Annotated in this window: 19 protein-coding genes and 1 pseudogene; 7 read left to right on the top strand and 13 right to left on the bottom strand. The window is 64.4% G+C overall.

Going from position 1 to position 24,116, the window contains the following annotated elements; all coding sequences use genetic code 11:
- Positions 1-6 precede the first annotated feature (6 nt).
- From HH213_RS13910 to HH213_RS13900, 3 genes are read right to left on the bottom strand one after another with little or no spacing between them, the layout of a single operon-like run.
- Entirely contained in the window at positions 7-1,026 is a 1,020-nt protein-coding gene (locus tag HH213_RS13910; RefSeq protein ID WP_169112597.1) for a Csu type fimbrial protein, read from the bottom strand.
- Positions 1,023-3,302 (bottom strand): fimbria/pilus outer membrane usher protein, encoded by a 2,280-nt coding sequence (locus HH213_RS13905; protein ID WP_229263426.1) that lies wholly within the window; start codon positions 3,300-3,302, stop codon positions 1,023-1,025. Before HH213_RS13905 ends, HH213_RS13910 begins: the two co-directional genes overlap by 4 nt.
- A 54-nt stretch (positions 3,303-3,356) precedes the next feature.
- A complete protein-coding gene (locus HH213_RS13900) occupies positions 3,357-4,049 on the bottom strand; it encodes a fimbrial biogenesis chaperone (protein WP_229263425.1) in 693 nt (230 codons plus the stop codon).
- A gap of 216 nt (positions 4,050-4,265) precedes the next feature.
- Here HH213_RS13900 and HH213_RS13895 point away from each other — a divergent pair, with 216 nt between their 5' ends.
- A complete protein-coding gene (locus tag HH213_RS13895; RefSeq protein WP_161058348.1) occupies positions 4,266-5,054 on the top strand; it encodes a response regulator transcription factor in 789 nt (262 codons plus the stop codon).
- Here the strand turns inward: HH213_RS13895 and pnuC are convergent, their stop codons facing one another.
- The 4 genes from pnuC to HH213_RS13875 form a co-directional block, all read right to left on the bottom strand.
- Positions 5,055-5,621, bottom strand: coding sequence for a nicotinamide riboside transporter PnuC (pnuC, locus tag HH213_RS13890; protein WP_110846501.1), 567 nt, complete (start codon positions 5,619-5,621; stop codon positions 5,055-5,057).
- Between the two features lie 66 nt (positions 5,622-5,687).
- A complete protein-coding gene (locus HH213_RS13885) occupies positions 5,688-7,685 on the bottom strand; it encodes a hybrid sensor histidine kinase/response regulator (protein ID WP_169112594.1) in 1,998 nt (665 codons plus the stop codon).
- 115 nt (positions 7,686-7,800) lie between these two features.
- On the bottom strand, positions 7,801-8,910 hold the full coding sequence (locus tag HH213_RS13880; RefSeq protein WP_169112593.1) for a catalase family protein: 1,110 nt from the start codon (positions 8,908-8,910) through the stop codon (positions 7,801-7,803).
- 75 nt (positions 8,911-8,985) lie between these two features.
- Positions 8,986-9,627, bottom strand: a complete 642-nt coding sequence (locus tag HH213_RS13875) for a DJ-1/PfpI family protein (RefSeq protein ID WP_169112592.1) — start codon at positions 9,625-9,627, stop codon at positions 8,986-8,988.
- A 136-nt stretch (positions 9,628-9,763) separates the two neighbouring features.
- Here HH213_RS13875 and HH213_RS13870 point away from each other — a divergent pair, with 136 nt between their 5' ends.
- Together HH213_RS13870 and HH213_RS13865 are read left to right on the top strand one after the other, a co-directional pair.
- On the top strand, positions 9,764-10,825 hold the full coding sequence (locus tag HH213_RS13870) for a sensor histidine kinase (RefSeq protein ID WP_169112591.1): 1,062 nt from the start codon (positions 9,764-9,766) through the stop codon (positions 10,823-10,825).
- Entirely contained in the window at positions 10,822-11,523 is a 702-nt protein-coding gene (locus tag HH213_RS13865) for a LytR/AlgR family response regulator transcription factor (protein WP_217363514.1), read from the top strand. Before HH213_RS13870 ends, HH213_RS13865 begins: the two co-directional genes overlap by 4 nt.
- On the opposite strand, the gene HH213_RS13860 is transcribed toward HH213_RS13865, so the two are convergent.
- Together HH213_RS13860 and HH213_RS13855 are read right to left on the bottom strand one after the other, a co-directional pair.
- Positions 11,524-12,603, bottom strand: coding sequence for a HupE/UreJ family protein (locus HH213_RS13860; RefSeq protein WP_169112590.1), 1,080 nt, complete (start codon positions 12,601-12,603; stop codon positions 11,524-11,526).
- A gap of 1 nt (position 12,604) precedes the next feature.
- Positions 12,605-14,554, bottom strand: a complete 1,950-nt coding sequence (locus HH213_RS13855; protein ID WP_169112589.1) for a DUF3500 domain-containing protein — start codon at positions 14,552-14,554, stop codon at positions 12,605-12,607.
- On the opposite strand from HH213_RS13855, the gene HH213_RS13850 reads away from it, so the two are divergent.
- The 4 genes from HH213_RS13850 to HH213_RS13835 all read left to right on the top strand — a co-directional run bounded on the left by HH213_RS13850 (position 14,541) and on the right by HH213_RS13835 (position 17,824).
- Positions 14,541-14,702, top strand: a complete 162-nt coding sequence (locus HH213_RS13850; RefSeq protein WP_169112588.1) for a hypothetical protein — start codon at positions 14,541-14,543, stop codon at positions 14,700-14,702. The genes HH213_RS13855 and HH213_RS13850 overlap by 14 nt on opposite strands.
- Positions 14,703-14,928: 226 nt before the next feature.
- Complete coding sequence (locus HH213_RS13845; RefSeq protein WP_169112587.1) at positions 14,929-16,161, top strand: MFS transporter; 1,233 nt, start codon at positions 14,929-14,931, stop codon at positions 16,159-16,161.
- A 53-nt stretch (positions 16,162-16,214) separates the two neighbouring features.
- Complete coding sequence (locus tag HH213_RS13840) at positions 16,215-17,159, top strand: dihydrodipicolinate synthase family protein (protein WP_110846494.1); 945 nt, start codon at positions 16,215-16,217, stop codon at positions 17,157-17,159.
- Positions 17,156-17,824 (top strand): GntR family transcriptional regulator, encoded by a 669-nt coding sequence (locus HH213_RS13835; RefSeq protein WP_229263424.1) that lies wholly within the window; start codon positions 17,156-17,158, stop codon positions 17,822-17,824. Before HH213_RS13840 ends, HH213_RS13835 begins: the two co-directional genes overlap by 4 nt.
- A gap of 4 nt (positions 17,825-17,828) precedes the next feature.
- On the opposite strand, the gene HH213_RS13830 is transcribed toward HH213_RS13835, so the two are convergent.
- The 4 genes and pseudogenes from HH213_RS13830 to HH213_RS13815 all read right to left on the bottom strand — a co-directional run bounded on the left by HH213_RS13830 (position 17,829) and on the right by HH213_RS13815 (position 24,082).
- Positions 17,829-18,602, bottom strand: coding sequence for an enoyl-CoA hydratase (locus tag HH213_RS13830; RefSeq protein ID WP_169112586.1), 774 nt, complete (start codon positions 18,600-18,602; stop codon positions 17,829-17,831).
- A 67-nt stretch (positions 18,603-18,669) separates the two neighbouring features.
- Positions 18,670-19,866: an acetyl-CoA C-acyltransferase gene (locus HH213_RS13825; protein ID WP_110846491.1), complete on the bottom strand. Its 1,197-nt coding sequence runs from the start codon at positions 19,864-19,866 to the stop codon at positions 18,670-18,672.
- Positions 19,867-19,877: 11 nt separating this feature from the next.
- Positions 19,878-22,280: a 3-hydroxyacyl-CoA dehydrogenase/enoyl-CoA hydratase family protein gene (locus HH213_RS13820; RefSeq protein ID WP_169112585.1), complete on the bottom strand. Its 2,403-nt coding sequence runs from the start codon at positions 22,278-22,280 to the stop codon at positions 19,878-19,880.
- A gap of 12 nt (positions 22,281-22,292) precedes the next feature.
- A pseudogene (locus HH213_RS13815) lies at positions 22,293-24,082 on the bottom strand (acyl-CoA dehydrogenase C-terminal domain-containing protein).
- Positions 24,083-24,116: the final 34 nt, after the last annotated feature.

The following is a 24,116-nucleotide window of genomic DNA, read 5'->3' as shown; positions in this document are numbered from 1 at the left end:
CGACCGTCAGAACCACACGGTCGCCACCACCGTATCCTTGTAATCCCCCGGCGACGGCGTCGTCTGCGCCGGCACTAGTCCAAACACGGTCTGGCTCTTGGTTGTGCCATCGCCCGTTCCGCCCATCACCACCGTCCCGCCGCTGCCGTCGCCCAGACTGGCGCCATCGAGCGCGCTGGAAATCTGATACGACACCAGCTCACTCGCTGACGTTTTGAGCATCTTGCGCGCGCTAACGGTGTTGCCGGGCGTGGTGCCGGCCGAAAACGTGATGCGGTAGGCAGTGTTCTTGCTGCAACGCGCCGTCAGCGTCGACGTGGTGCGGATCGCGCTGGTCAACAGACTGCTATTGGGGAATACCAGATTGCCGACGTTGATATCGCAATCGTTGATGACATTTGCGCTGACCTGGAACGGCATCGCCACCGTGGTGCCGAGCACGCAGTTGCCGGCGCCGCTCAGGAAAAAGATGAAGCGCATCATCACATTGCTGCCGCCGAAGTTGGATACCAGGCTCAAGTTGTCGGGCCCCACGTCCATCGCCGCCAGCGTGGCGTCCGCGTTCAGCTTGCCGTACAGGTTGACGTCCTGCGTCAGCGAGCCGATCACGTTGTCGCTCTTGGTCAGCGTAAACTGGATCACATTGGCCGACGTATCGGTGCCGCTCCAGCCGCCCCATACCTTGGCGGCCGAGTAGCTGGCGTCGGTGTACAGGTTGTAGTTGACGCGCTTGCTGCCGTTGGACAACTGGCGCGGCACCGTGGCGGTGGTGCTGGCGTTGCCCGAGCCGTCGCCCAGATACAGGCACACCGTGGCGTTGGGGAACAACAGTCCGGCCAGGGCACTGGTCCAGGTACAGGTGACCTTGAAGTTGGCGTTGGCGTAGGCGTCGGCGCTGGTGATCGAGCTGACGGATGGGAAGACAATATTGGTCTGGGCTACCGTGCAGCCATCGGCGCGCGCCTGGCCGCAGACCAGCATCAGCAACAATCCCAGCCACAGCAGGCAACGGCGCGCGGACATCATGGCGCGCTCCGGCAGACAAACGGACCCATGGTCGACAACGCATTGCCCTTGACCGGCGTGTAGCTGAACTCGGCCACGCAGCGCACCCCGTCTACTGTGGCTTGCAGGTGATTCAGCGGTTCCAGATGGTCGATGAAGGCGACGCCGTCGAAACCGACCAGCGTGACGGCGCCGCTTTCCACGTGCAGCACCGTGGTGCCGGCCGGCAGCGGCTTGCCGGCCGCGTCATGCAGGATCACGCTGGCCGCCTCGTAGGTTTCAACCGGGAAGCGCACCAGCACCCCGGACAGGCGCGCCGGCACCACGGTCTGGGTAGTGCTGGCCACGCGCGCATCCAGCGGCAAGTGGGTGGTGTCGATGCCGACCTGGTTTTGCAGATACGGCGTCAGATTCGGCACCAGCATGTAGCCGCTGCTGCTGGTCTTGCCGATCACCTGGTTTTCCTGCAATACCGGTACGCCGCCGACGCCGTCGGTCGACACCAGTCCGAAGCCGGCGCCGACCTGGCGCGCCGCATGCACGCTGCCATCCATCAGCACCACCGCGCCGGCCACGTCCAGCGAGCTGCTGCGGTTGCCGCCGGTATCCAGCGTGTAGGCCGTCACCTGGCCGTAGTTGCCAAGGTAGGTGCCTTGCGCCTGGTGCACCGCCGTGCCATTGTTGCTGGCCGATTGCAGCCCCCAGCCGAAGCCGCCGCTGTAGTCGGCCGAGCGCGACAGCGTGGTGGTGGTGCCGCGCACGCCATTCTGGCGGCTACGGCTGACGGTGGCCGAGATGCGGTCGGCGAAGCTGCCGCTGATGCTGAAGAACACGCCGCGCGACTTTTCATCGCGGAAATCGCGGAAGGCGCTGACGCTCAGGTACATGCCCCAGCCCAGTCCGACAGAATAGTTGAGTGCGGCAATCCGCGCCGGCGGCGACAGCGGCGCCCGCACATTGACCAGGCTCAGGCCCACGCCCTGGCCGCCGAACAGCGCCATGGAGAAATTGAAGCGGTCGGTGGCGCGCACCACCGGAATGCCTTCCACCGAGCCGAGGTCGCTGTATTGCGCCAGCACCCGCTGCGATTGCAGGTCGACGCTGAAGCGCGGGCTCAGATATTGATAGCCCACTGCGGCCTGGGCGCCGCGCCGGCTGTGGTCGCCGTTGCCGCCGGCGCTGGCCGCCAGCGAACCGCTGACCACGCCCGACTGGCCGACACGCCACAGCATGCCGGCGCCGCCATTGATCACGCCGCGCCCGGCCTCGCCGTGCGCCTCCAGCGTCAGGTTGTCGCTCAGACCGCGCCGCAGCGAGCCGACGGCGGCCGGCGTGCGGGCGTAATCGAACGAGCGCGTGCCGTAACCGCGCCGTATCAGCCCCAGCTCGGCCGAGTAATCGGTCAGGCCCTCGGCCAGCATGCGGGTATCCACATATAGCGGCACCGTGGTGCTGATGGCGCGGCCGGCGGCGTCGCGCGTGACCAGCGTGGCCTGGCCGGCGCCGTTGATGCCGGCCACCTGGTTGATGATGAACGGGCCGGACGGCACGGCGGTGTCGACCTGACGCACGCCGTCCACATACAGGCTGACCGCCGTCGGCACCACTGCCGAGCCGCCCAGCGACGCCGACGGGAAGGTCAGCAGATCCGGCCGCAGGTCGAAGCTGCGGCGCCACTGCACGCCGGCCATGCGCAGCGACCGCGACCAGTTGAGCGACGACGAAATGAAATCGCCGGCCTGCCAGGTTTCCAGCGTGTCCGGATCGGAATGCACCCAGGCGGTATCGAAGCGCACGTACTGGCGCAGCTGGTTGCTGTAATTAAATACGCCGGTGCTGCTCAAGACGCCGTTGGTGTTGAAGTAGCGTAACTCGTGGCTGACCGAGGTGCTGCGGTTCTGTCCCAGCTGGGTGTAGGCGTCGTAATTGATCACCGCGCCCGGCGTCACCGTGGCCACGCCCGGCTTGCGCACCGTGCGCGCCGAAACCGAGACCGGCGCCCGCAGCACATCGTCGACGCGCAGCGCCAGCGCCTGGCGTGCCGGGTCATAGGTATAGCTCAGGCCTTTGACCTGGTCGAGGTCGAACTCGTCCTGGCCCTCGACTCCGAACAGTTTGGGGTCGAGTTCCAGGTCGCGCAGATTCTGCACGCTGCTACGCAGCCCCGAACTCTTGCCCCGGGTGAAACGCAGTACCAGTCCGGTCGATTCACCGTTCAAGCTTACCTCCAGAAAAAGCTCTTCATATTGCGGCGGCGGCGCCGGCACCGTCTGCGCCAGCACGCTGCCCATGCTCATGACCAACCACCATGTCAACAGCCACCACCAGGCCAGCCGGCGCCGCATCCCGGGTCAGTCCACCCTGACCACGGTACTGGCGCTGGTCGGACGGGAATTGATGTTGGCCTTGACTGCCAACGTCCCGTTCAGATCGGCATCGCCAGACGTGGGGAGGCGCCACTCGCGCACCCTGCCCGCCAGCACATAACCAAACAGGCCGGAGGCAATTTCGAATTGCTTGCCGGCGGCGTTGCTCAGTTCCAGCGCGCCGATCTGTGCGCGCTGGGTGCCGCTGTTGCGGACTCGCAACATCCAAAAACCATCTTTCTTGAACACGCTCCAGGCCAGCACCGGCGCCGCCCGTTCATCGGCCGGCAGCACGAACATCGGCACGGAATAGCGCAGGCGAATGTCGACCCCGCTGGCCGGGCCATCGTCCTTGGGGATCTCGTCGATCAGGATGCGGTAAGTCAGCTCGCTGGCTGGCAATTGCTCGCTGCGCCGGACCAGCCGGATAATCTGGCTGCTTTTCGGTCCGATCTGGATGATGGGCGGGCTGGCCACCACGTCTTGCGTCGGGGTCAGCACATCGTCGCCGTCTTTTTGTTCCCACAGATACACGCGCACCTGGCCGTACACCGGTGCCTCGCCCAGATTCTGTAAATTAATGCCGGTGGCGCCCTGGCCCACGCGCAGATTGATCATCACCGGCGAAATTTGCAGATTGGCCGCCGCCACCGGCAACGCCAGCAGGCAAGCAGTCATCCATCCCAGTATCCGTGCGCGCATCCCAGTCATCCCACCTCCGGTTGCTTACTATCAACTCTGGATCCAATTATTGGCTATCTAAAAAAAACCTGCTTTTGTTGGACGCGACAAGTGTTTTGCAAGCGTAGAAAACTATCAAAAATATTTAAAAGATAGGCATAATACGCAACAGGGAGTGATAAAACTTTATCAACCAAATCTCCGAGGTCAGCAATGCAGAGCACCCTCGAAAGCACCCGCAGCAAGATCCTCATCGTGGACGACTCCGCGTTTGAGCAGCGCATGCTGGCGGATTTACTGAGCGAACTGCCGTATAAGGTCTCGGTGGCTTTCAACGGCTTGCAGGGCTACCAGCTGGCACTGGCCAACCGCCCCGACCTGATCCTGCTCGATGTGCGCATGCCGAATATGGACGGCTACACCGCCTGCCGGCTGCTGAAGGCCAATCCGGTCACGCAGGATATTCCGGTGATTTTCCTCAGCGGCGCCGATGCCGACGACGACCGCATCCTCGGCCTGTCGATCGGCGGCGTCGATTTCGTCTCCAAGCCGTTTTCGCCGGGTGAGCTGGCGGCGCGCATCCAGGTGCACCTGAACCTGGCCAGGCGTCAGCATGCGCCGGTGCCCGCCCCCGGCACGCAGGAAGCCGCCGAGCCGGAACCGGAGAGCGAACCGGACGCGGTGCTGGTCAATGCCGTCAAGCGCCTGATCGCCGACAACCTGGCGGCGCTGCCGGGACTGGCGGAAATCGCCCGTAGCGTCGGCACCTACCGCGAAAAGCTGTCGCAGGTGTTCCGCGAACAGACCGGCATGACGGTATTCGGCTTTATCCGCGAGGAACGCATTCGCCGTGGGGAAGAATTATTGAAGGATACCGATATCGACGTGCAGGACATCGCCCTGCTGATCGGTTTTAACAACGCCGGCAATTTCGCCACCGCCTTCCGTGAGCGCATGGGCGTCACGCCGACCGCCTATCGCCAGGCGATCCACAAGAAATAATTAAGCCAGCTGCGCCCGCATCTGGCGGCGCCAGAAGAACCACGACGCCAGCGCATTGATCCAGTAGCCGGCGTACAGCACCGCCGTCAGATACAGGCCGCGGCTGGCGTACAGCGGCACCGACACGGTATTGACCAGCAGCCATACCGGCCAGGTCTCGACCCGCCGCCCCATCAGCAACAGCTGCGCCACCACGCTGAACATCAGCACCGCCGAATCGATGAAGGGGGCGTAGGCGTTGGTATAGGCCTGCAACATCAGGCCGTAGGCGGCCGTGGCCAGCAAGCTGATCGCCGCCATCCAGCCCAAGGCGCGGGCGCCGGTATGGGCGATCGGCAGCGGCGCACCACCGGCGCCGCGCAGCCATTGCAGCCAGCCGATCAGGCAGGTGACGATGAAGAACAGCTGCAGCGCCACGTCGGCGTACAGGTTGACGCTGTAGAACAGCACGGCAAACATGACGCAGCCGACCACACCCAGCCACCACGAATGAATATTGTTGCGCCCCGATAGCACGATGGAAACGGCCATGACGGCGTTGGCGGCGATTTCCAGCGGTGAGATCAACAGCACTCCTTGCAGGGTTGAGGGGCGCTGCCATTCTCGTCCACCCTGCCTGGGAACGCAATAGCCTCAGGCCAACGATAGCTGCAATTCGGCGATATTGATCGGCTTGACCAGATGAGCGGCAAAGCCGGCCTGGCGGCTGCGCGTCTTGTCGTTCTCCTGGCCGTAGCCGGATAGCGCCAATAGCTTCAGTCCGGCGCCGTCCGGCAAGCGACGCAGATGGCCGGCCAGCTCGAAGCCATCCATGCCCGGCAGGCCGATGTCGAGAATCGCCACCTGCGGCATGCTGGCCGCCGCCAGCGCAATCGCCTGCGCCGGATCGTACGCCACCGTCGGCTGGTAGCCCAGCGCGTCCAGCAGCTCGGCCAGCGAGTCGGCAGCGTCCTGGTTATCGTCCACCACCAGCACCCGCAGGCCGGTGTTCTGCTCCGGCGACGCCGCTTCCGGCGCGACGATGCTACCGGCTGGCGCGACCGTATCCGCCACCACCGAATCGGGCAGCGTGATGGTGAAGGTGCTGCCGCGTCCCTCGCCGGCGCTGTAGGCGCTGACTTCGCCGCCGTGCATCTGCACCAGGTTGCGCACCAGCGCCAGCCCGATGCCGAGGCCGCCCTTGGCGCGGTCCAACTGGCGGTTGCCCTGCACGAACAGGTCGAAGATATGCGGCAGCAGCTGCGGCGAAATGCCGTTGCCGTCGTCGGTGACCTGGATCTGCACCGTGCCGCCCTTGATCCGGGTGGCCAGCGTGACGTGGCCGCCGGCCGGCGTGTAGCGCGCCGCATTGCTCAGCAGGTTGGACACCACCTGCGCCAGCCGCGCCGGATCGCCATGCCAGCGCACCGTCGGCACATCCACCAGCAGCTGGTGTTGCCGTTGCTCCAGCAGCGGACTGGCCATTTCGATGGCCTTGTTCAGCACATCGGCCAGCGGCACCGTGTCCTTGCGCAGCTCGACCTTGCCGCTGGCGATGCGCGACACGTCCAGCAAATCATCCACCAGCCGCACCAGATGGTCGACCTGACGCTGGATTACCGCCTGCTCCTGCCCGGTGTCGCCGGCCTGGCCGCGCAGCTTCATCAGCTTGAGCGCGGTGACGATCGGCGCCAGCGGATTGCGCAGCTCGTGGCCCAGCATGGCCAGGAATTCATCCTTGATGCGCGACGACAGATTGAGGTCGCTGTTCAGGCGTTCGCTTTCGGCCATGGCGTGGGCCAGCGCGCGGTCGCTTTGCAGACGGCTCAGCGTGGCGCACACGGTGGCGGTGAACTGCTCCAGGAACTGGCGGTAGGCGCAGTCCATCGGCAGGCGCGGCGACACCTGGAACACTAGCGCCAGCTGGTCGCACAACTGCAACTCGGCGGCGCGGATCACCACCAGCTCAGGACTGCCGCGGAACGCTGCGGCCGCCGCGCCGGACAGCAGCGTGACGTCCAGCAGGTCGCCCGGATTATCGCTCGCCGCCTGAGTGACGGCGGCGTGCACATCATCGTCGCTGCGGCAGCCGAGCAGGCGGCGCGCCAGCAGGTCCAGCGCATGGCGGCGGCGCTCGGCCAGCACCTGCGCGGTGGTCTCGGTGCACACCACCAGCACCCCGCCCACCTGGTCCTGCTCGTCGAATACCGGCGTGTAGGTGTAGCTCCAGAACACATCCTCGATGTGGCCGTTGCGCCAGATCGGCACCAGGTTGTCGGCATACCAGCGCGCCTCGCCGCCGTCGCGCACCGCCTCGATCTGCGGGCCGATGATGTGCCAGATCTCCGGCCAGCACCGGCGGCCGGCCTGCCCCAGGGCGGCCGGATGCTTGCCCTCGCCGAAACAGGGCACATAGGCGTCGTTATATATTTGCGTCAGCTGCTCGCCCCACCACAGGAACATCGGCGTTACCGAATGCAACACGACGCTGACGGCGGTGCGCAGCGAGCCGGGCCAGCCGGCGATGGGACCCAGCGGCGTTTCTTCCCAGGGGTTAGCGCGCACCAGGTCGCGCATGGGCGTGCCGGCGCCGATAAAGCGCGGCAGGGGCTCCTGCGAATCAGGTAACGACGTGAGGGAATGAGCCAGCATAGTAACTTCCGAACCAGAAAGCGAGATAGTAGCAACTGTACGGTACGGTGGCGCACAATAGGCGCCGCCGACCGGCTACATCGCTTTCTGGTCCGGGCGCCGACGGCGCCGACGCTTAGTGTTCGCGCCAGTGGTCAAGATTTTGTGGCTCGGCCACTACCGCGCCGTTGCGTTCGGCGCGGAAGCGCGCCGAGGCGGCATACACGGCGCGCCGCACGCGCATGATGGAACCGATCGGCCGGTGGTCGGCAATGCAGTGCCACGGATTGAACTGCATGCCGTCATCCACCAGCACCGACAGCCCATGAGTCCAGCCGGCTTGCGGTTCGGCCTTGATGCGCGCCACCGGCACCCACGGCGCCTCCCATTCCACGGTTGAATCTTCAATCGGCATGGCCGACAGGTCGGTGCACAGCTGCACGCGCAGTTCCCATTCGGCGCTGTGTTCGGTCATGAAATCGACCACCGCCGCCCGCAGGCCGTTCGGTTTATGCTCCAGGTCCACCGGCTGGTCCTTCAGCGCCTGCAATTCCGGCGACACCGGCGCCAGCGACAATTTGGCCATATAGCGGCCATACAGGACGGGCGCGCCAGTGAAAAACGTCTCGCCCAGGATATGGGTTTCCGGATGCCCGCCCAGGCCCTTGATCGCAGCGCTCTCGCCACCGACCGCTTCGACCACTTTCTCGACACCGCGCAAGGCGGCCGATAGCGCCTTCTTCAGCCCCGGCGCTTTATCTGTAGTAGCCGCCAGCAACTTGACGTTGCCAAGGAACTGCTTGGCGGTGGCCGACTGGAAGGTGGGGCCGTTGACCATGACAAAATCCTGCGTGACGTCGCCAACGCCGTCATGCAAGCGCGCGCCCGGCACGCCGATGACTTTGACGGCCATGCCGCGCGGCGTCGACACCTTGTCGTCCAAAAAATCGCCGGGCGTGGTCGACAGCCGCATCACCACCGGCCAGGCGCCGCCCGGATGGCCAAACAGCCCCTGGGCGTAATCGGGTGGCAGATTGTCGAGCACCCGCAGCTCCCCGCGCAGCAGGCCATGGCTCTTGGCGTGCACGCCGCGCGGTGCGTGGCCGATATCCTTGTCGACCGTATCGGCGATGCCATGCATCGCCTCGGTCAGGCCGGCGATGGTCTTGGCTTCGTCCTCCTCCGGTACTTCATAGGAGGGATCGTAAGGCAATGGTTGCTGCAAATGGCGGGTAGGGAAATCCATGGTGTTCCTCGGCTGTTGGCTACCGCTATCATCCGCCCTGCCGCTGCGCGCGTCTGTGGTATGCCACACGCTGGCCTAATGGCCGGCATACTCGAGAAACTTTGCCGTCCGCTGTGCTTGCTGGTCGCCAAAATAGTGAGCGACGATATGCAGCGCCAGGTCGATGCCGGAGGTCAGGCCGCCGGCCGTGTAGGTATGCGCGTCCGCCTGCACAAAGCGCACTTCCCGCACCAGCTGGACGTCTGGATAGGTTTTGTGGAAGATGTCCGCATAGTCGTGGTGCGTGGTGGCCGATTTGCCGTTCAATAGACCGGCATGCGCCAGCTCAAACGCGCCGGTGCAGATGGACAGCATGGTCTTTTGCGCGCTGTGCTGCTGCTTGAGCCACTCGCGCAGTTCCGGGCCGCCGGCCTGCGCGCCGACCACCACGATGTCCGGCGCGGGCGCGTCGTCAAAACTGTAGTCGGGCGTGATCAGCAGGCCGGGCGCGCCGCTGCCGCTGGTGCGCAGCGGCGTCCTGGATGCGGCTACCGTGTACAGCACGAACGGCATCGAGCCGGTGCTATCGTCCAGCATCGTGTCCTGGAATACTTCCCACGGACCGGCGATGTCCATCACATTGGCGCCTTCGCTCAGCACAAAAGCTACCTTGATGGTTGCGGCGTCGGCGTTGGCCAGCGCCAGCATGGCCAGCAGACAGGCGATCAGATATTTCATTGCATTTTCCCAGAGATGTGAAGAGAGCCTCAGTGTCGCCGGAGAGGCTCTCCTCCGGCCAGCACGCCGGCTGCACGGCGCCGGCATTTCGCTGCATTGTTTGCCCGGACGCGCCATTCTCGTTTATCGTGAGCGCATGACTACTCTCCCTACACGCGCCTGGATCGCGGCGGTCTGGTTTGGCCTGGCGCTGTTCGACGCCACGCAGAACGTCTTCCTGATGCGCACCGCCGGCATGCATCACGCGTGGACGGCGCTATTCTTCTTCCGCTTTTTCTACTGGCTGGTGTTGGCGCTGGTGACGCCGGCCGTGCTGCAACAAGGCATACGCTTCGCCAGCAACCATCGTGCCGGCTGGCGTACATGGATTATTCATCTTGCCGCGTGCCTGATGGTCGGCGTGATCAGCGCCGTGTGGACGGCGACGCTGGAGTCCACGCTGAATCCGTGGATGGTGTCCGACACGCCGCCATGGCTGGTCCTGTGGTACCAGCACTTCGTCGGCGGCGTGCTGGCGGATGTGGTGATTTACGCCACCGTGTTCGCCATCGGCTACGGCCTGCATGCGCGCGAGCGGCTGCTGCTGGAACAGGCGGAGCGCATCAAGGCGCAACTGGATGGTTTGCGACGGCAAATCGAACCGCACTTCCTGTTCAACACCCTGAACACCGTCACCGGTCTGGTACGCGAACAGCGTAACGACGCCGCCGTCGACACCCTCGCCGGCCTCAGTGAACTGCTGCGCCGCATGCTGGACGACTCCGGCCGCAACCTGATCTCGCTGGGCGAAGAACTGGCCTTCCTCGACAAATACTTCGCCATCCAGAAGATGCGCTTCGGCGAACGCCTGCAATACAGCGTGCAGGCGCCGCCATCGCTAATGTCCGCCAGCATACCGAGCCTGCTGCTGCAACCGCTGGTGGAGAATGGCTTCAAACACGGCCTGGCGCACCGCGCACAAGGCGGCGCGATAAGGCTATCCGTCAACGCCGCCGGCGAGATGCTGGACATCGTCATCTACAACGACGGCCCCACAATACCATCGGACGCAGCGCCGGCCCGCGCGGGCATCGGTTGGAACAATGTCCGCGAACGCCTGCGCGGCTTGTACGGCGAACGCCACACGCTGGAGATGCGCAACCGCGATGGTGGCGTTGAAGTCCGCATTGCAATTCCATTGAGCGGCGTTACCGCATGAAGCTGCGCGCTATCATTGTCGACGACGAAGCGCCGGCCCGCGCCAACCTCAAGGCGCTGCTGCGCAAGCAGGCCGACATCGAACTCATAGCCGAATGCGATTCCGGCAGCGCCGCGCTGACCGCGATCCGCAGCATGCGGCCGGACCTGCTATTCCTAGACATCCAGATGCCGGAATGCGACGGCTTCGATGTGCTGGAGATGCTGGGTGGCGGCGCGCCTCCCGCCGTCATCTTCGTCACCGCCTACGACCAGCACGCGCTGCGTGCCTTTGACGTGGGTGCGCTCGATTACTTGCTCAAGCCATTCAGCGATGAGCGCTTCAAGACAGCGCTGATGCGCGCGCGGGAACGCCTGCCGCGCGCGCAGACGGCCCCGGCACGCTTGGTGCTTAAGCAAGCCGGCCAAGTGCTGTTCCTTCCGGTCGCCGACATTGACTGGATCGGCGCGGCCGACTACTACGCCTCGCTGCACATCGGCGCGCAAACGCATCTGCTCCGCCGCAGCATCGCGGAACTGGCGCAGGATCTGGACCCGGCCACCTTCTGCCGCATCCACCGCTCCACCATTATCAACCTGGCCAAATTGCAGTCGATTGAACTGGGCGAAGACGGCGAACAGAAAGTAGTGCTGTCCAGCGGCGCGCGCCTGCGCGTCAGCCGCAGCTACCGCAAGGCGCTGATGGAAAAGGTGACGTGATCACACGCGCTGCGACATCCACACAATGGCCATCACCGCCGACATCAGCGCGGCGGCCTGCCGCACCATGCGATACGACGGACGGCGCGCCAGCAGGATCAGCAACGGTGCGGCGATCAGGATCACGACCATCTGCATCGCTTCGATGCCAAGATTGAAGGCCAGCACGCCAGTCACCAGGCGCGCGCCGCTCAGTTGCAGTTCGCGGATGGCCGATGCGAATGCCAGGCCGTGCACCAGTCCAAAGCCGAAGGCGATCCAGCCTTCGCGGCGCGGGAAGATCGGCCGCCACGCATGCACCGCCGAGAACAGGATCGACACGGCGATGGCAAACTCCACTGGCTGCTCCGGCAGCCTTACCGTGCCCCATGCACCCAGCATCAGCGTGACCGAGTGGCCCAGCGTGAACGCGGTCACCACCTTCAGCAAATAAACCAGTAGATGGCGCGCGCCGCCGAAGCCGGCCCACTTGCCATCCTTGACCAGCAATGCCGCCGGCAGCAAAAGCGTCAGCAGAAACAACAAGTGATCCGTGCCTTCGGCGATGTGCTGGACGCCAAGCCGGAACAAGTCCGTACTGCCGCTCCACCAGCGCGGATCGGCGCCCTGCACCTGCAGGCTGCGCTGCCCGTAGTGCAAGGTGCCCAGCACCCTTGAAGGTTCGCCCGGCGCGCTGCGCAGCGCCACCACGGTGAGGTGGCTTTGCACCTGATGCGAGATGGCGTCGTTGGCAAACGTGAAGCGGTCCAGCGGCGCGCCGGCCGGTGGACGCAGCGTCATCGTCGCCACCACGTCGGCCGGCCGCTGCGACATCAGCCAGCGCACCTGCTCGATCTTCACAACCCACGCCCGCCCGTCCGGCGCGACCGGGCGAATGTGCGCGGCCAGATAGGCCGCCATCTGCGCCTCGCTCGCATGCGCGGCGCCGGGCAGCGCCAGCGCCAGTTCTTCCAGCGGCAACACCAGTTCCGCGCGGATGCCGCCCGGCCGACTCTCCAGCAGCACCTCCGACTGCGGCGAGGGATGCGCGCCCGCCGCCATCGCCCACATCAGCGAGCAGGCCGCGATCAGGCGCTTCATCTTAGAAGCTGCCGCCATAGTCGTTGGTCTTGTCGCGCCAGATGGTGTGGTAGTGCACGTCGGTGCCATACACGATGCCCTGCTGGACCACGAACTCGATCCATACGCGTGGACCGTCGATGCGGATGTAGGAATGCTGCGCCTCCAGCGGCGACGCCACCGAATTAGGATAGGCGCTGAAGTCGGCCTTGACGCCGTTTTGGCCGACGCCGTAGCCGACGTAGGTATTGGCCAGCGCGTCATCCGCCAAATAGGCGCCCAGCAGCGTGCTGGCCACGTCGGAGGCTTGCGTATTCACCCACGCCTCGATCGCCGTCCGCACATACGACTGCTGTTTGGCGTTCATCGCCGAGTACTGCACGCCACGGCCGCTGGTCGGGTACACCAGCGATTTGAAATTGCCGTCGCTGTTACCGGAAGCGCCCATGATCACATCGGTGAAGGTGCCGGTCAGCTTGGCCGCCGCCGAGGTGCTGCTGTCGGCATAAATGGCTTCGGCCAGGTTGTAGACGGCGGCACGCTGCTTCTCCATCGGCGCATGCGCCTTGCCGGCGCTGGCGGCATTGCTGGTGACGGTAACCGTGCCGTCGGTGGCGACGGTCCAGTTGGGTGGTTCGACGCCGACGAAATTCGGCGTCGCACTGACCTTGCCGGTGTTATAGGTGATGTTGTAAGCCAGATGATGGCCGGCGATCTGCAAGATCCATGGCGAGGTGGCGGACGGCGTGCCGACGAAAGCGATCGAGTACAAATCAGTGCCGTAGTCCAGCGTCAAACCGCCGCTGCCGGCGCCGCCGATACCACCAGCTCCCGGATCGGTGCCGGTCGGCGGCACACCCGTACCATCGGCAGGCGGCGTGAAGGTGCCATCCGGCGGTGTAGTGCCGGTGCCCGGCATGCCAGTCCCGCCTCCGCCCGTCCCTGCACCGCCGCCCGCCGCCATGCCGCCGGCCAGCACCTGGTCCGCCGCGCGCAATTCGTTCAGCAGCGTGATGCCGGTCGCACTGAGCGCCTTGGCGATGACCACGTTGGCGGCGGCCAGCTGCGCTGCGGTCAGCGTGGTCGTATTCAGGCGCAGGCCGTGGCGCGCGCCCGGCAAATTGGTCCACTGATTGGCGTTGGCCAGCGCGTAATCGAACAGCACCGTGGTGGACGACGTGGCCGATGTGGCGACGGTCTTCTGATCCGTCGACAACGTGGCGAGGAAGGCATTGGCCGCATTGACCACGGCCGGTGTATTGGCGCCGGCGCTGATCACATTCACCTTCAGCGCGACGCTGGTGCTGGTTGCGGCGCCGGCAGTATTGGTCACCGTGACCTTGTAGTCGCCGGCGCTGTTGGCGTTGGTGGTATTGATCTTGTAGAGACGATCGGTGGCGCCGGCAATCGCCATGCCATTGCGGTACCACTGGTACGACAGGCTGACGCCATTTGCCGCCACCCACAAGGTCGCGCTGGCGCCGGCGTTGACGGTCTGCGCCACCGGCTGCACATTAATGGCCGGCGCCGTCACCGACGACGACACCGCGATCACCGCCGCCGTGGACGTGACGGTGCCGGCGGTATTGGTCACCGCCACCGTGTAGCTGCCCGCCGCCGATGCGGCGTAAGTCGGATGCGTCGCGCCATCGATGGCGGCGCCGTCCTTGTACCACTGATAGCCCATCTCCAGGCCATCCGCCGTAACGGACAGGGTCTGGCTGGTGCCGGTCAGGATGGTGGCGGCGGTCGGCTGCGCGGTGATCACCGGCGCGCTGCTGACGGTAATCACCGCATTGGCGCTGGTGACCGAGCCGTCGGACGAGGTCACCACCACATAGTAGGTGCCGGCATCGCTGGCGGTGTAGGTGGCGGCGGTGGCGCCGCTGATCGCCGCGCCGGCCAGATACCACTGATACGTCAGGCTGCTGCCGCTGGCCACCACCGACAACACGCTGTTGGAGCCTGCCACGATCGTCGCCGACGCCGGCTGCTGGGTGATCGAAGGCGCGTTGGCGCTGGTGGCCGCCGTCGTCGTCGACGACGAGGAAGAGGAAGAGGAAGACGAATCCGAACCGCCGCTGCACGCCGATAGCAGCAGCGACAGCGAAGTGGCGTAGACGGCAAGCGCCCGGCGGGATGTAGGCATGGTGACTGGCTCCAAAATGAAAGAATGCCAACTCTATCCACCCAGCACGGGGCGTAGGGCTGACTTATTTCCGTTTTTCCCCGATTTACGCTGTTTAACAGTTGGCCGTTGCATCACCGCGACGAGGGCCGCGTCAGCGGCGGCGCGCCAAACATGCTATCGTTGACGGTTTTTCCTGACGTTTTCGCCCCCTCTTCATGCACTCCGAACCGATTTCCGACACTCCCCTCATCATCGCGCCACGCGGCGCCGGCATGGCCAACCTGGCGCTGGCCATTGGCGGCCTGGCCATCGGCACTGGCGAATTCGCCTCCATGACCATCCTGCCGGTGGTGGCCGGCGACCTGCACGCCAGCCTGCCCGACATGGGCCATATGATCAGCGCCTACGCGCTGGGCGTGGTGTTCGGCGCGCCGCTGATCACCATCTTCCTGGCGCGCATGCCGCGCCGCGCGATGCTGATCATGCTGATGTCGCTGTACGCGGTGGGCAACCTGCTGAGCGCTGCGGCGCCGGGCTATGCTTCCCTGATCCTGGCGCGCTTTGTCGCCGGCATTCCGCACGGCGCCTACTTCGGCGTGGCGGCGCTGGTGGCAGCATCGATGGCGGTGCCGGAGAAGCGCGCGCAGGCGGTGTCGCGCGTGCTAATGGGATTAACCATCGCCAACATCTTCGGCGTGCCGCTGGCGACCTGGTTGAGCCAGGGCTTCGGCTGGCGCTCGACCTTCCTGGTGGTCGGCCTGCTGGGCGTGACCACAGCGCTGATGGTGCGCCGCTACGTGCCGTGGATCGCGCCCGGCGACGCCAGCCCGCAGCGCGAACTGGGCGTGTTCCGCCGCCTGCAGGTGTGGGTAACGCTGCTGATGGTGTCGGTCGGCTTTGGCGGCCTGTTCGCGGTCTATACCTACGTCACGCCGACCTTGTTGGAAGTGACCAAGGTGTCGCAGGCGCTGGTGCCGCTGCTGCTGGCCATGATGGGCGTCGGCATGACGGTGGGGAACGTGGTGGGCGGCTGGTTCGCCGACCGCTCGCGCCTGTGGACCATCTTCGGCGCGCTGGTGTGGAATGCGGCGGCGCTGACGGCCTTCTATTACACCAGCAGCAATGTGTGGGCGGTGGCCTTGAACCTGTTCGCCATCGGCTGCGGCATCGCCGTCTGCCCCGCTGTGCAGACGCGCCTGATGGATGTGGCGGGCGATGCGCAGACCGTGGCGGCAGCGCTCAACCACTCGGCCTTCAACTGCGCCAACGCCGCCGGCGCCTGGTGCGGCGGACTGGCCATCGCGCATGGCATGAGCCTGCAATCGACCGGCCCGGTGGGCGCGCTGCTGGCCTTGGGCGGCATCGTCGTGCTGGGCGTATCGGTGTGGCTGGAACGTCGTCCAGCCCGGTCGGCCCGACTGCATATTGTATACAATATCCAAAAATGACGATATGATGGCTGCCGACGCTTTCCCATCCAACGCAGCCAGAAGGAAACACCATGAGTGACAATATTTTCACCGGCACCATCCCGGCCCTGATGACGCCTTGCACCGCAGACCGCCTGCCCGACTACGACGCGCTGGTGCGCAAGGCGCGCGAACTGATCGCCGCCGGCATGAGCGCGGTGGTGTATTGCGGTTCGATGGGCGACTGGCCGCTGCTGACCGAAGCGCAGCGCCAGGAAGGCGTCGCCCGGCTGGCGGCCGCCGGCGTGCCGGTGATTGTCGGCACCGGCGCGGTCAACTCCAGGGAAGCGGTGTCGCACGCGGCGCATGCGGCCAAGGTCGGCGCCAAGGGCTTGATGGTGATTCCTCGTCTGCTGTCGCGCGGCTCGTCGCCGGCGGCGCAGAAAGCGCACTTCTCGGCCATTCTGGCAGCCGCGCCGACGCTGCCGGCGGTGATCTACAACAGCCCATACTACGGCTTCGCCACCCGCGCCGACCTGTTCTTCGAACTGCGCGCCAAGCACCCGAACCTGATCGGCTTCAAGGAATTCGGCGGCGCTGCCGACCTGCGTTATGCGGCCGAGCACATCACCAGCCAGGACGATAACGTTACGCTGATGGTCGGCGTCGATACCCAGGTGTTCCATGGCTTCGTCAACTGCGGCGCGACCGGCGCCATCACCGGCATCGGCAACGCGCTGCCGCGTGAGGTACTGCATCTGGTCGCCCTGTCACGCAAGGCGGCCGCGGGCGATGCCGTGGCGCGCCGTCAGGCACGCGAACTGGAAGCGGCGCTGCTGGTGCTGTCGTCGTTCGACGAAGGCACCGACCTGGTGCTGTTCTACAAATACCTGATGGTGCTGAACGGCGACACCGAGTACACGCTGCACTTCAACGAAACCGATGCATTGAGCGCCAGCCAGCGCCGCTACGCCGACACCCAGTACGCGCTGTTCCGCACCTGGTACGCGGCGTGGTCGAAGGAAGTGGCCGCGTGAAGGGATTTGCCGTCACCACGGTAGCGGAGCAGGCGGCTGACGCGCTGCGCCGCAAGATCATGTCGGGCGAACTGCCGGAAGGCTTTTCGCTGCGGCAGGACGCCCTTGCCACCGAGTTCGGCATCAGCCGGATTCCGGTGCGCGAGGCGCTGGTGCAGCTGGAAGGCGAAGGCCTGGTTACCATCGTGCCGCACAAGGGCGCCGTGGTGTCCGGCCTGTCCATTGATGAGATCAGCGAGCTGTTCATGTTGCGCAGCCTGCTGGAGCCGCTGCTGCTGAAGAAGTCAGCTCCCCGGCTGACGGCGGAAGATTACGCCCAACTCGACGCCATCCTGGCCGAGTACAAGGCGGAACTGCATGCCCAGCACACCACCCGCTGGGGCGAGCTCAATACGCGTTTGCACGCGGTGCTGCTGTCGCGCGCGCAACAGCCGCGCACGGCGGCCATCGTCGCCACGCTGCTGCAACAGACCGACCGCTACACGCGCATGCAACTGTCCCTGAGCGCCGACAGCATCAAGCAAGCACAGCAGGAACACGAAGAACTGGTAGGCCTCTGCCGCACCGGCGACGTCCGCGGCGGCGCCGCGCTGCTGAAGCGCCACATCGAGCACGCCTGCAAAGACCTCGAACAATTCATCCTGTCGCGGCGGCGCGCGTCTTGACCTATCAAGCGAACTGGGTGAAATCCGGTTTGCGCTTCTGGAAGAAGGCCATGAAGGCTTCTTTCGCTTCCGGGGCCGACAGCATGGCGCCGAAGTGGGTATTTTCGGCGGCGATGGCGTCGCTCACCGGCGCTTTGCGGGCGGCTTTCATCAATTCTTTGGTGACGCGGATCGAGCTGGCTGGCAATGCCACCAGCTTGGCGGCCTGGCCTTCGGCAAACGCGCGCAGTTCGGCCCCCGGCAGCACTTTCGAAATCAAGCCCATCTCCAGCGCTTCCTGCGCGCCAAAGGCTTCGCCCAGCATCAGCTTTTCAGCCGCGCGCGGGTAGCCGGCGATTTGCGTCAGCAGCAGGCTGGAACCGAATTCCGGACACAGGCCCAGCTGCACAAACGGCATCGAGAATTTGGCGTTGTCGGCCGCGTAGACCAGGTCGCAATGCATCAGCAGCGTGGTGCCGATACCGACCGCATTGCCGGCCACCGCTGCCACCACTGGCTTGGTGGCGCCGCTCAGCGCCATCATGAATTTGTAGACGGAACGGTCTTCAATCGCGCCGCCGGCGGGGGCGGTTTTCATGAAGTCTTCGAGGTCGTTGCCGGCGGTGAAAATGTCGGCTTTGCCGATCAGCAGGATGGCGCGTACGGCGGTGTCGGTTTCGGCGGCGGTCAGCGCGTCGGCCATGGTTTGATACATGGCGGCGGTGATGGCGTTCTTGCGCTCAGGACGGTTGAACTCCAGCGTCAGGATGCCGTTTTCAATGCTGCTTAAAATTTCCATATCTGTCTCCAAAATGAAAGGGCGCTGGGTATACACCTCAGCGCCCTTTGTTATTGCGATGGCGTGATTACACGCGTTCGATGATGCCGGCTGCGCCCATACCCGCGCCTACGCACATGGTGACCATGCCGTATTTCAGGTTGTTGCGGCGTAGTGCGTGCACCACGGTGGCGGCACGGATTGCACCCGTCGCGCCCAGCGGGTGACCCAGCGCAATCGCGCCGCCCATCGGGTTGACCTTGGCCGGGTCCAGGCCCAGGTCGCGGATCACGGCCAGCGCTTGCGCGGCAAACGCTTCATTCAGCTCGATCCAGTCCAGCTGGTCCTGGGTGATGCCGGCGGCTTTCAGTGCATCCGGAATCGCAAACTTAGGACCGATGCCCATGATTTCCGGCGGCACGCCTTTGACGGCGAACGAAGAGAACTTGGCCAGCGGGGTCAGGTTGTGCTCGCGCAGGATCTTCTCGGAGACCACCAGCAGCGCACCGGCGCCATCCGACATCTGCGAGCTGTTACCGGCGGTAACCGAACCTTTGGCGGCAAACACTGGCTTCAGCTTGCCCAGGGTTTCCATGCTGGTCTCTGGACGCGCGCCTTCGTCGGTATCGACGGTGCGGGTCTTGACCTTGATTTCGCCGGTGGCCAGGTCTGGCGTGCGGGTGATGATTTCCACCGGGGTGGTCTCATCCTTGAAGAAGCCGGCCTGCTGCGCGGCGACGGCGCGGCGGTGCGATTCCACCGAGAACGCGTCCTGGTCTTCGCGCGACACTTTCCATTGCTCGGCCACTTTTTCAGCGGTCAGGCCCATGCCGTATGCCATGCCGACGTTTTCGTCGGTGAACATATTCAGGTTCATCGATGGGTGGTGCCCCATCATCGGCACCATCGACATCGACTCGACGCCGCCGGCCAGCATGACATCGCATTCGCCAACGCGGATGCGGTCAGCCGCCATGGCCAGGGCGGTGATGCCCGACGCGCAGTAACGGTTGATGGTGACGCCGCCGACGGTCTTCGGCAGGCCGGCCAGCAGCACCGATTGACGGGCGATGTTGAAGCCCTGCTCCGCTTCCGGGAACGAGCAGCCGATGATGGCGTCGGTGATCAGCGCCGGATCCAGGCCAGGCGCCTGGGCCAGTGCCGACTGGATCACGCGCACCAGCAGGTCGTCGGGGCGGGTTTTGTTGAACATGCCGCGCGGCGCTTTGCCGATCGGGGTGCGGGTCGCGGCGACGATGTATGCGTCTTGAACTTGTTTGCTCATTGTCTTATTCCTTAGTTGCGGACTGGCTTGCCGGTTTGCAGCATGCCCATGATGCGCTCTTGGGTTTTCGGATGGTTCAGCAGCTCCAGGAAGGCTTTGCGTTCCATGTCCAGCAGCCACTGTTCGTTCACGAACGAACCCTGATCGATATCGCCACCACTGACGATTTGCGCGATCATGTCGCCCAGCTTGAAGTCGTGCGCGGAGATGAAGCCGCCGTCACGCATGTTGACCAGTTGCGCCTTGATGGTGCCCCAGCCGTAACGGCCGGTGACCTGGATCGGCGCCTTCAGCGGCGCGCGGTAGCCCTTGTCGAACATGGCGCGCGCTTCGGTCTTGGCCACGTACAGCAGTTCGTACGGGTTGAAGACGATGACGTCGTCTTCTTTCAGGTAGCCCATCGCCTGCGCTTCCAGTGCCGATTTCGACACGTTGGCGGTGGCCGCGTTGGTGAAGCCGGTTTTCAGGAATTGCAGAATGTCGGTGCCCTTGGCTTCCTTGTAGGCGCGCGCCGCCGCCTCTTTCAGGCCGCCGCCGGCAGGAATCAGGCCCACACCCACTTCCACCAGGCCGATGTACGACTCGATCGACGCCACGCGTTTCGATGCGTGCAGCGCCATTTCGCAGCCGCCGCCCAGGGCGATGCCGGCTACCGCCGCCACCACTGGCACGTTGGAATACTTCATCGCCATGAAGGTGTCTTGCAGTTCCTTGATGATCGGGTCGACTGCCTTGGCGCCGCCGCTCATGAAGGCTGGCAGAGCCGATTGCAGGTCGGCGCCGGCCGAGAACGCGCCGCCGTCGGCTGCGTCCGCGCTCCAGATCACCAGGCCCTTGAAGTTCTTCTCGGCTTCCGCCAGTGCTTTCTTGAAGCCGGCGATGACGCCTGGGCTGATCACGTGCAGCTTGGTTTTCAGCGAGATCACCAGCACTTCGTCGCCCGAGTGCCACAGGCGCACGTCGTCGTCTTCGAATACCGTGGTGCCGGCTTTGCGGCCGTCGATTTCGCCCGAACCCAACACTGGTGCGCGGAATTCCTGGCGCTTGTAGACCGCCAGTTCCGAACGCGGCACGAACGATTTCGACACTGCCGACCACGAACCGTCAGGGGTGTGGACGCCGCCTTTTTCAGCGACCGGACCTTCAAATACCCAGGCTGGCAGCGGTGCGTTGCACAGTGCGTGGCCGGCGTCGATGTCTTCCTTGACCCACTGGGCGACCTGCGTCCAGCCCGATGCCTGCCAGGTTTCGAACGGACCGACGGTCCAGCCGAAGCCCCAACGCATGGCGAAGTCGATGTCGCGCGCGTTGTCGGCGATGCTTTCCAGATGCACGGCGATGTAGTGGAAGGCGTCGCGGAAGATCGCCCACAGGAACTGCGCCTGTGGATTGGTCGATTCGCGCATCGCTTTCATCTTCTTGACCGGATCTTTTTCCTTCAGGATGCGGGCCACGATGTCGGCTGCCTTGGCGCCGCCGGCGACGTATTCACCGGTCGCGAAGTCCAGGCGTTGAATTTCCTTGCCTACTTTTTTGTAAAAACCGGCGCCGGTCTTCTGACCCAGCGCGCCTTTTTCCACCAGCTTGGCCAGCACCGCCGGAGTTTTGTAGACGGCGGCGAACGGATCGTTCGGCAGGTAGTCCTGCATGGTCTTGATCACATGGCCCATGGTGTCCAGGCCGACCACGTCTGCAGTGCGGAAGGTACCCGACTTGGCGCGGCCCAGCTTGGCGCCGGTCAGGTCATCGACTACGTCCACCGACAGGCCGAATTTTTCAGCTTCGTGCACGATGGCCAGGATGCCGAACACGCCGACGCGGTTGGCGATGAAGTTTGGCGTATCCTTGGCGCGGACCACGCCCTTGCCCAGGGTCGAGGTCAGGAAGCCTTCCAGCTGGTCGGCGATTTCCGGCTTGGTGAACTCGGTCGGGATGATTTCCACCAAGTGCATATAGCGCGGCGGATTGAAGAAGTGCACGCCGCAGTAGCGCGATTTCAGGTCCGCGTCAAAGCCTTCGGACAGCTTGGTGATCGACAGGCCCGAGGTGTTCGAGGCGAAGATGGCGTTTGGCGCGATGTGCGGCGCGACCTTTTTGTACAGGTCGTGCTTCCAGTCCATGCGCTCGGCAATGGCTTCGATGATCAGGTCGCACTCGGCCAGCTTGGCCAGGTCGTCTTCGTAGTTGGCTACTTCGATCAGCGCGGCGTGGTCCTTGTTGCCCAGCGGCGCCGGCGACAGTTTTTTCAGGCCTTCGATGGCTTTCAGCACGATGCCGTTCTTCGGCGTGCCTTCTTTACCAGGCAAATCAAACAGCACCACAGGCACTTTGGCGTTGATGCAATGGGCGGCGATTTGCGCACCCATCACGCCGGCGCCCAGCACGGCTACTTTTTTCACGATGAAATTGGTCATTGTCGTTTCCTCTTAGAACAGGTCGGCGTCGAGTGCCATCAGGTTGGCGGAGCCCGAACGCGCCTGACGGATCAGGGTTGCGGTTTCTGGTTGCAGGCGGGCGAAGTAGAAGCGCGCGGTCGCCAGCTTGGCTTTGTAGAAGGTATCGGTGCTGTCCTGTTTTTCCAGCGCGATCTTCGCCATTTGCGCGAAGAAGTAGCTGTACACCAGGTGGCCGACAACGCGCAGGTAAGGCACGGCGGCGGCGCCCACTTCATCGGCGTTCTGGAACGCCTTCATGCCGATTTCCATGGTCAGCTTGGTGACTTTGTCGCCCAGCTCGCCCAGTGGGGTGATGAATTCGCTCAGGTTTTCGTCCAGGCCATTTTCTTCGACGAACGCCTTGATTTTCTCACCGAACTTGCGCAGCTTGGCGCCGTTGTCGCCCAGGATCTTGCGGCCCAGCAGGTCCAGCGACTGGATGGTGTTGGTGCCTTCGTAGATCAGGTTAATGCGGGCGTCGCGCACGTACTGCTCCATGCCCCATTCCGAGATGTAGCCGTGGCCGCCGAACACTTGCATCGCTTCCGAGGTGGCGATCCAGGCGTTGTCGGTGATGAAGGCCTTGACGATCGGGGTCAGCAGCGCGACTTCGTCGGCGGCTTCCTTGCGCACATCTTCGTCAGGGTGGTGCAGTTCGCGGTCGATCTGCAGCGCCACGTAGGAGGTGAAAGCGCGCGCGCCTTCCGCGTAAGCGCGGCCGGTCAGCAGCATGCGGCGCACGTCGGCGTGGACGATGATCGGGTCGGCCGGCAGGTCCGGACGCTTGACGCCGGTCAGCGAACGCATCTGGGTGCGGTCCTTGGCGTAGATCACGGCGTTCTGGTAAGCGATCTCGGTCAGGCCCAGCGACTGCATGCCAACGCCCAGGCGGGCGGCGTTCATGAACACGAACATGGCGTTCAGGCCCTTGTTTGGCTGGCCGATGATCCAGCCCTTGGCGCCGTCCAGGTTCATCTGGCAGGTCGAGTTGCCGTGGATGCCCATTTTTTCTTCGATGGCGCCGCAGGTGATCGGATTGCGTTCGCCAACCGTGCCGTCTTCTTTCGGCAGGAACTTCGGCACCAGGAACAGCGAAATGCCTTTCGAGCCTTCCGGTGCATCCGGCACGCGGGCCAGCACCAGGTGCAGGATGTTTTCCGACATGTCGTGTTCGCCGGCCGAGATGAAGATCTTGTTGCCGGTGATCAGCCACGAGCCATCTTCCTGTGGCAGCGCTTTCGAGCGCAGCATGCCCAGGTCGGTGCCGCAGTGTGGTTCGGTCAGGCACATGGTGCCGGTCCATTCGCCCGACACCAGTTTCGGCAGGTAGACTTCTTTCTGCTGCGCGGTGCCGTGTTCTTTCAGGCACTCGTAGGCGCCGTGCGACAGGCCCGGGTACATGGTCCAGGCCTGGTTGGCCGAGTTCAGCATTTCGTAGAACGAATTGTTCAGCACCACTGGCAGGCCCTGGCCGCCGTATTCAGGATCGCAGGCCAGTGCCGCCCAGCCGCCTTCCACGTACTGCTTGTACGCTTCCTTGAAGCCCTTCGGGTGGTCACGGTGTGGGTGGCGGCGTCGTGCTTGCAGCCTTCGCGGTCACCGGAGTGGTTCAGCGGGAACAGCACGCCGGCGGTGAACTTGCCGCCTTCTTCCAGCACCTGGTTGATGATGTCGGCATCGACTTCGCTGTAGTCCGGCAATGCTTTCAGTTCATCTTCCACTTTCAGGAACTCGTGCAGAACGAATTGCATATCCCGGATTGGCGCGACGTATTGACCCATTTTTTTCTCCTGATGACTACTGTAGTGTTTGAAT

Origin of the sequence: Duganella dendranthematis (assembly GCF_012849375.1) — a bacterium.
GTDB classification, from domain to species: Bacteria; Pseudomonadota; Gammaproteobacteria; order Burkholderiales; family Burkholderiaceae_D; genus Rugamonas; species Rugamonas dendranthematis.
Note: the sequence above shows the minus strand (reverse complement) of the source record. Positions and strands in the feature narration are given on the sequence as shown.